At 63.9% G+C, this 7682-nt stretch carries 6 protein-coding genes; 1 reads left to right on the top strand and 5 read right to left on the bottom strand.

Going from position 1 to position 7682, the window contains the following annotated elements; genetic code table 11:
* Positions 1 to 501 (top strand): universal stress protein (locus VF515_12905; protein ID HEX7408536.1); only part of this gene is annotated, 501 nt, incomplete at its 5' end.
* A gap of 7 nt (positions 502 to 508) precedes the next feature.
* On the opposite strand, the gene VF515_12900 is transcribed toward VF515_12905, so the two are convergent.
* The 5 genes from VF515_12900 to VF515_12880 form a co-directional block, all read right to left on the bottom strand.
* Positions 509 to 1420 (bottom strand): DUF1566 domain-containing protein, encoded by a 912-nt coding sequence (locus tag VF515_12900; GenBank protein HEX7408535.1) that lies wholly within the window; start codon positions 1418 to 1420, stop codon positions 509 to 511.
* A gap of 616 nt (positions 1421 to 2036) precedes the next feature.
* Complete coding sequence (locus tag VF515_12895; protein ID HEX7408534.1) at positions 2037 to 4982, bottom strand: PAS domain S-box protein; 2946 nt, start codon at positions 4980 to 4982, stop codon at positions 2037 to 2039.
* Positions 4983 to 5444: 462 nt separating this feature from the next.
* Positions 5445 to 6098 carry a site-specific integrase gene (locus VF515_12890; protein HEX7408533.1) on the bottom strand — a complete coding sequence of 218 codons (654 nt, stop codon included), beginning with the start codon at positions 6096 to 6098 and terminating at the stop codon, positions 5445 to 5447.
* Positions 6099 to 6562: 464 nt separating this feature from the next.
* Complete coding sequence (locus VF515_12885; protein HEX7408532.1) at positions 6563 to 7333, bottom strand: ABC transporter permease; 771 nt, start codon at positions 7331 to 7333, stop codon at positions 6563 to 6565.
* A 10-nt stretch (positions 7334 to 7343) separates the two neighbouring features.
* Positions 7344 to 7682, bottom strand: a 339-nt coding sequence (locus tag VF515_12880; protein ID HEX7408531.1) for an AAA family ATPase, incomplete at its 5' end; no start/stop codon positions are given.

Below are 7682 nucleotides of genomic sequence, written 5' to 3'. Positions count from 1 at the left end.
CAGAGGGGAGTGAACGTGCACAGCCGCATCAATCGCATTCTGGTTCCCGTCGATTTCTCCCCCGATTCTCAGAATGCCCTACGGTACGCTGCTGACCTCGCCGCCGCGTGTGGTGCAGAGATCATGATGTTGCATGTGGTTGAACCCGTCTACGTCACAGAGCCGTACCTGGGGGTCGCTCCCGAATTCGGGATGTTCCTGGACCAACAAATGAGCAATGCAAAGGCGGTATTGGCAGACCTCGGTACCGACCTGAAAAAGAAGGGGCAGCGGGTCCGCACAATGGTCGCAGCAGGTCCGCCCGCCCTACTGATCGTGGACACGGCCAAAGACATTAGGACCGATCTGATTGTGATGGGTACGCATGGGCGCACCGGTGTGGCGTACTTGTTCATCGGCAGCGTGGCGGAGAAAGTGGTGCGGACAGCGCAATGCCCGGTCCTAACGGTGCGGGGTGCGGTCAGGAAGCGGCGAGCGCCTAAGAGCGCGGGGCGCAGGTAAACGCCCGTCAATTTGCGGTACTGTCCGTCTTTGGGGCTGAGTGTCCTGATTTGAAGGGGCGAGTGTCCGGGTTTGGGAATGACCAATCACGAGCCACCCCGCACGGCGCGCACGTAGCCGTCGCCCTTGTAGTAGCCACGCTGCTGCCGCCGAAGCCCACGCCCCACGCGTAGTCCGGGCTGTCCTGGCAGGTAGTAGACGACCAGTAGCCGCCGGACTGCGTACAACTGCACATCGTTGTTCCGGATGCCCCGTCCACCGTACACCCCGCCGCGCAGCTGGTGCTAAATGCGGCATCCACCGCCGGACCCGCGTTCTGGTAGTTCGCGATACTTTGCAACTCCTTGATGTTCGGGATGCGCCAGTCGCAGTGCCCGGCAAAACAGGGCGCCCGGTTCAACGTGGCGAGAAACTCCGTCACCATCGTACCGTTCATCGTGTACGGCGGGTCAGTCATCCCCCACGCGTAATAGTTGTCCTGGTCGTGGATGCCGCCCGAGTCGTCCTTCTTCTCCCACATCAGCCCGGTGTTGTTGTCGGTGATCGTCCCGTCGCCGTTGCCCGTATACGCCAGCGCCGCCCCAGCCCGCACGGCACCGTCCGAGCCCGGACCGTACGCCGTCGTCTGCCCCGACGCCGGAAACCGCTGCCCGCCCGGCTGCGCCCGGCAGGTGGCCAGCTCGTCGCGGCACGTAGCCAGCTGTGCCGGGCAGCTCGCCATGCTGCAGATGCCGTCGTCCGAACAGCTCGTGAGCGCGTGGTTCACTGCGGTTAGGATATCATCGACGGTGACCGCGCCATCGCCGTTACAGTCGCCGCAACACTGCGCCGCCGCGCCCCGCACCATGAGCCCCAGCATCGCGTGACCTGGATCGCCGCGCAGACGCAGCAGCTGCCGTCGGTTCGCGGGCTCGTTCACTGTTCGTAGAAGAGAAAGAACCGTTCAAACGCCTCCCGCTCATAAGCGCGGGGGGGGCGGCTTTCCAGAAATGCGGGTCATGGTAGGCAGGGTGCTCACACGCGCACCGCCCGCAATGCGGACAGATTTTCGCTGGGAGACGGTCACCTAGCCCAAACGCGACCCACAGTCGCTCTGATGTCGGTCTACTCGTCACAGGTAGAACAGAAACCACCGTTGGAATCCCTCGCGCTGAAAACCAGCGGGACTTCCTTCCGGAAGTGCGGTTCCTGGTAGGCGGGATGCTGGCACATGCACCGCCCGCACTGGGGACAGAGTTTCGAGGGCTCCTCCGCATCCTGACACCACAGCGCGGCAAAGAGATCGAAGGACTTCGCGCAATACGGACAGACGACAGAGTGGCTGCGCGGGCTCGTGGTCGTTCAGCGGGCGCTACCCGCTGGAAAGCGAATCTTCTACGCCACTCACGTCGGACTGTTTCAGCTCACGCGTCGCGGCATGGAGCTGCGCGCCGTGATGCCCGGCATCGACGTGCGCCACGATATTCTCGAGAGGACGGGAATGAAGGTGGTCCTACCCAAATCGGGTGACGTCCCAGTTCTGCCGGCTGCGCTCGTCAGCGGCGAGGGCTTCGCGCTGTCGCAGCGCGGGGCGGCACCGCTCCGGCGCTGCCCGGACCACCACGCGGCAGCTCGATACGGAACACCGTGCCGTGCGGTGTCCGGCGTGAGAATTCCACCGTCCCGTAGTGCGCCAACACGATCTGCTTGACCACGGCGAGGCCGATCCCGGAGCCATCGGCCTTGGTGGTCTCGAACAGGCGGAAGCCCTCCACCGTATCCGGCATTCCCGGGCCCGTGTCGCTCACCGAGATGCACACCGCTTCGGGCGCGGGAGCGCTGATCGCGACGTCGACCTGCCCGGGCCCGCGGTCGATCGCCTCGATGGCGTTCTTCACCAGGTTGTCGAACACCCGGCGCAGCTTCTCATCGTCGGCGGTGAGCGAGATGCCGTGGGGCGGGTTCTCCATGATCACGACGATGCCGCGCTGGGCGGCGACCGGCCGCCAGATTTCCACCACCTCCTGGAGCAGCCGCGTGAGGTCGACCGGGTTGAGCTTCAGGCGCTGCTCGCGCGAGAACTCCATGAACCCTTTGATGCGGCCGTCGAGCCGTTGGACCTCGGTGAGGATGCGCTCCAGCGGCCGGATGACGAGGCTGACCGGCTGGCGCTCGTCGCGGCGCACGCGGTGCAGGACCAGTTGCGCCTGCATCGACAAGCCGGCCAGCGGATTGCCCAGATCATGCGCGATCTCTGCGGTGATGGCGCCGATGTCGGCCAGCCGCTCGCGCTGTTGCGCCAGCTTTTGCAGCTCACGCAACTGCGTTTCGGTCCGCATCCGTTCGGTGATGTCGATCGCCACGGCCGCCACCAGACGCGGCGCGCCGTCGTCACCCAGGATGGGAAACTTGGTCGTGAGCCAGTGATGCAGCCCGTCCTCGTGCGGGAAGGTCTCCGTGACCTGCAGCGTGCGATGTGTCCGCAGCACTGTCCGGTCGTTGTCACGGAATTGGGCGGCGGCGGCCGCCGGCCACACCTCGTCGTCGGTTCTGCCGAGGTACTGCTCCAGCGGGCGGTGGAAGATCTGCTCGAACGTGGGATTCACCCACACGTAACGGCCTTCGACATCCTTCATGAAGGCGATACCGGGAAGGTGCTGCATGAATTCGGCGAAGCGGATTTCGCTTTCGCGCCGCGCCTGCTCCGCCGCCTTATGCTCGGCCATCTCGCGTCGCAGTAGGGCGTTGATTTCCGCCAACTCGGCGGTGCGCTCTTCCACCCGGCGGTCCAAGCGTTCGTTGGCGGTCTGTAGCGTCGCCAAGAGCTGTCGCTTGTGCCGATTGGCTTCCTCCAGCGCCTGCTCGATGCGCTTGCGCTCGGTGATGTCGCGGGCGGTGACCAGCATGCGATCGTCGCTGCCGATGCGTGCGTGCCGCAAGCTCACTTCGACCCAGAAGAGGTGGCCGGCGGCATCCTTGGCGTGCCAATCGAACACCTGCGGCATCCCGGCGGCGGCCTTGCTGATCAGCTCCAGCGCGCGTTCCTGCGTGTACGGTTCCTCGCCCGAGCTCAGGGCGCCGACGTCGAGCTGCCGCGCTTGCTCGCGCGTCCAGCCGTACAGCTCGCACATGCGGCGGTTGACGTCGAGAATGGCGCCGGTCGGTAAGTCGTGCACGAAGATCGCGTCATTCACCGAGTCGAAAATCGCCCGGAAGCGTTCCTCGCTTTCCCGCAGCGCCGTCTCCGCGCGCCGGCGCTCGATGCCGATGGCGATCTCATGCGCCACCGATCCGAGCGCCTCCAGGGCGGACGGCGATAGCGGCGCGCGCGCGAACATTGCCGTGACGCCGACCAACCGGTCTTCGATCACCAGCGGATAGCCGGCGAACGCGACTATTCCCTCCCGCTTGGCCCAATCCTGATCGCTGACGTGTGGGTCGCCGATGACGGTGTTCGTCAGGTGCGGCTGTCGCTCGGCGGCGATCACGGCGATCTTGACGGGCTTGTCCATCGGGATGCGGCTGTGGGGTCCGTCGAGGTGGGTGTACAGGCCGGCGCTGGCTTGCAGCTCCAGGACATTGGTGCCGGCGTCCAGTGTCCAGATGCGGGCGAAGGCCGCATCGAGATGCTTGACCATCGCTGCGGTGCAGCGCTGGAGCATATCGCGAGCCGTATCGCTGCCGGTGAGCGCCACGCCAACGTCGGCGGCCAAGGCGGCGTGGCGCGCGCGTTGCTCGAGGGCGTCTTCGGCGCGTTTGTGGTCGGTGATGTCGTGTACCACGGCGATGCTGCTGCGGGGCTGGCCGTTTGCGTCGCGGCTCAACGCCGCGGCGACTTGCACCCACACGACGGCGCAGTCTTTGCGGCAGTACCGCTCCTCGCTCGTGTATTCATTGATGCGGCCGCTGGCCAAGTCGCGCAAGGTAGCGAGGTCGCGGTCGTCCGGATGCGTGAGCTCGATGAAGCTCATTCCCAGCAATTCCTCGGCGCGGTAGCCGGTGAGCTCGCACAGGCGGCGATTGACGCGCACGAATCGCCCTGTCAGGTCGAGCTCGGCCTTGCCGACGCTGGCCAACTCGAACAGGGTGCGGAAGCGCTCTTCGCTGCTGCGCAGTGAGCCCACCGAGGTTTCCAGGCGACGGCGGGCCTGGATGAGGTTGTGGCTGAGCAGGCTGATGAACCCGCCGACGAACATGTAGAGGCCGAGGGCCGTGAGGTCTTCTGGGTTTTTGATCACGAAGGAGCACGCCGGGTCGAGCCACAAGCAGGCGGCGGCCGCGGCGGTGAGCCCGGTCGCCAGCAATCCGGTGCCCAGTCCGCCGTACCAGGCACTGAACACCACGGCCGGGAGCAGCACCATGAAGCGGAAATGATCTCCGAACACGGAGGCGAACAACAGCCGAATGACCACCGCGACGGTGACGGCGGCCACTGCAACGAGGTAGCGCGGCAGCGGCAGACCGCGAGCTCGGGAGATGATAGTCGCGGCCGTTTGGGTCATAATCCTTTCCCACCGTGCCGACGGTGGTGCGAGTACGCTAGCATCCGTCGGTGCCCCAGGTAAAGAAAAACTCAAGCATTTCCGCCACGCCCGTCTTACCGTCGCGTTGCTTTGCTACGATTCACTCACAGGCGCGCGCCCTGAAGTGCGTGCTCGCGTGGCAGACCACGCGACCCTGGGATGGCAGGGCTCGACCCGCGCGAAGACCCGCGGCTAAGCGAGAGAGCCTAGCCCAGCGTGAGTTGTTACTTGGAGGGGGAAGCCGGAGCCGATGAAAAAGCACAACGCCGAGAACGAGCGAACCAAACACCGCTACTTTGCCTATCTCAGAGAGGCCGACGGGAGGAGCGATGCATCGCTCGATGTCGTTGCCAAGGCTCTCAGCCGTTTCGAGGAGTACACTAGCTTTCGCGATTCCAAGGGATCGAACGATGCCCGCTGGGTGCACTCGCCTGATGCCGTTCAGAGCCGGATCGTTCGCACCGCCCGCCGCTCTTGGTCGGGTGTAACCTCGATGTAACGTTGCGTGGTTGCCAACGATGAGTGCCCGGCCCGCTGCTGGATGATCCGCGGGTAGACACCGGCGCGGGCTAGCTCCGTCATGAACCAGCGTCGGCCCGAATGGGAACTCGCCCCTACGAGGCCGGCCTGCTGGTAAACCTGGCGGAACAGATCGGCGAGGGAGTTAGCTGACAGGCGGAACGAGCCCTCCCATTCATTGCGTCGCTTGCCGACGAACAGTGGTGCTGTGCCGCTGAAGCCGAGGTCGGGCTTACGCTGCCGTAGATACCCGAGGACCGCTGCAATTGCCTTTGGTGCTTCGAGGTAGATCGTGCGGGCCTTGCAGTATTTGGTGTCTTCGGTGCCGAGTCGAAATTCTTTGCGGATGCGTCCTTGATGCAGGACGTCACCAACATTTAAGCTGGCCAGCTCACCGACGCGCATCCCGGTTGCATACTGCAGGTAGATGAGGGCGCGATTGCGCAGCTCGTTCGGGGTGCCCGTCAGGCACTTGTCGACGCGGGTGAGTTCGGCAGCGGATAGGATTTTGGCCTGGCCGCCACCACCTGGGGGTCGCCCGGGGGATCGGGTTCTCTCTAGCCGTCGTTGGCGCATGGCCCTCGCTCCTCAATAGGCAATAAAACCAGCATATACATACGCTTTTATGGTTAATCTTGAAGGGATACGCAATCGTCAACCCGCAAGCCCCTATCCCTACGGGCAGAATATCCGTGAACCAATAAAACATTTATTTTATTGCCTACGGCCGGTACGGCTATCGGTTGTACCCGAACAAGTGGCACAGCCGCGCGGCGAACTTACCCGATAACAAGTCGGGGGGGGGACGCCGCGACGGGCTCGTGCGGGAAGGTGGCACGGTGCGGGTTAACCGTGCCCCTGCCTACACACCTGCGGATCCCAATATATCGCCGCAGGCGGGGGCCTCTGAATGAGTCGTACGGCTGAATACTGATCCCGTCAACCTGTGGGCCGCAGCCCCATGGGCTACCATCAATTGGAACATGGGTCCGCTTGCACAAGCCCGTCCGAATATCGCTCCTTACAGCGCACTGCGGTGCTCATTCCACCAGCGTCGGGTACAGCCTCACGGCGACCATTAGCAGCACGACGAACACTGCGAACAACACTGCGAAATCTACGCCGTAGCCGTGTACGCTTTCACCTCCCACGATCATAAGCCCGCGTAGCGCGTCGACCAGGTAAGTGAGGGGATTGAGCTGCGCGACGATGCGCAGCCAGCCGGGCATGAGGTCCAACGGATAGATCGCATTGCTTGCGAAGAACATCGGCATCGTGAGGAGTTGGCCTATCCCCATGAAGCGCTCGCGCGTCTTCACGATGCACGCGATGATGAGCGAAAAAGTGGAAAAGAGCCCGGAGCCCAGCAACACGCCGGCCAGCACGCCGAAGATAGCCTGTGGCTCGTGCCGGATCGTGACGTGCATAACGAATGCGATGAGATAAATGACGGCCGCCTGCACGAGGCCGCGGAATCCGGCGGAGACCGCTTTGCCGAAAACAAGCGAGCTTCGCCGGGCGGGGCTCACCAGAAGCTTGTGCACGACGCCGAGATCGCGCTCCCAAATCACTGCGATGCCGTAGAAAATTGCGCTGAACAACACACTCTGGGCGAGGATTCCAGGTGTGATGAATGCAAGGTAGCCAACCTCTCCGGTGTAAATGCCGTGGACATGGGCGAGGACCTGGCCGAACACTACCAGCCACAGCACCGGCTGTACTGCGCGCGAGAAAACCTCAGTTGGATCGCGGACGAGCTTTATCAGCTCTACTTCTGCGACCGCAGCGCTCTCACGGAGGAATCTGTCCACGGGAGTGCGCTCAACCCAGCCGCCGAGCGGTCCTGCGGGTTTGAACAACGTCGCCGAAATTTCCGTCTTCGCGGATCCCGTCACCCGCGTAATGTGCGAACACGTCATCCATGGTCGCACCGGCGCCGAGCCGCGTCCGCAGCTCGGAAGGTTTTCCGACGACGGCGACCCGCCCCGCGTGCAGAATTGCCAGCTCGTCGCAGAGCGCTTCGGCTTCGTCCATGTCGTGTGTCGTGATCAGAACCGTCATGCCGTAGTCGCGCCTGAGGTCCCGCAAGCGATCCCACACGGAATGGCGTGCCAAGGGATCGAGCCCGATCGTCGGCTCGTCCAAAAACAGGATCGCCGG

This window comes from Candidatus Binatia bacterium (assembly GCA_036382395.1).
Taxonomy (GTDB): Bacteria; Desulfobacterota; Binatia; order HRBIN30; family HRBIN30; genus JAGDMS01.
Note: the sequence above shows the minus strand (reverse complement) of the source record. Positions and strands in the feature narration are given on the sequence as shown.

Coding starts and splice junctions, on each gene's coding strand:
- VF515_12890 (HEX7408533.1), bottom strand. CDS start 6,098: ATGCGCCAACGACGGCTAGAGAGAACCCGATCCCCCGGGCGACCCCCA.
- VF515_12895 (HEX7408534.1), bottom strand. CDS start 4,982: ATGACCCAAACGGCCGCGACTATCATCTCCCGAGCTCGCGGTCTGCCG.